Origin of the sequence: Elizabethkingia argenteiflava, from assembly GCF_009904105.1 — a bacterium.
Taxonomy (GTDB): Bacteria; Bacteroidota; Bacteroidia; order Flavobacteriales; family Weeksellaceae; genus Elizabethkingia; species Elizabethkingia argenteiflava.
The window spans coordinates 1-324 of sequence record NZ_JAAABJ010000285.1 but is presented as its reverse complement, the minus strand read 5'-3'; the positions used below and the strand labels follow the sequence as shown (position 1 = coordinate 324).

General features: G+C 29.0%; 1 pseudogene. It reads left to right on the top strand.

Annotated elements, in window-relative coordinates:
- Positions 1-138 (top strand): annotated as a pseudogene (locus GNY06_RS02895) (IS1-like element ISCaa4 family transposase); the annotation flags it as partial.
- Positions 139-324 lie beyond the last annotated feature (186 nt).

The window sequence follows — 324 nt, the reverse complement described above, 5'->3', positions numbered from 1 at the left end:
GGAAAAGCTACCAAAGCATTGTTCCTAAAGAGAAGCATCTTCAGACAAAATCAGAAACATTCACAGTAGAATCTTATAATAGTATGTTTGGGCATTTTTTAGCAAGAATTAGAAGAAAGTCCAAATGCTATTCTAAAAAATATAAATTCTCAGATGAGAGATAATTCTTTTAATTCACCATAGTAATAAATCAATATATATATTTGATTAGCAATGTCTGATTTATTTATCTGTTCACACTTGAAAAATCCAGTTCGACTACTATCATTTCCAATATTACCCAAAATATAGCAACCCCTGAAGAATTGAAGGATAAAATGTTTC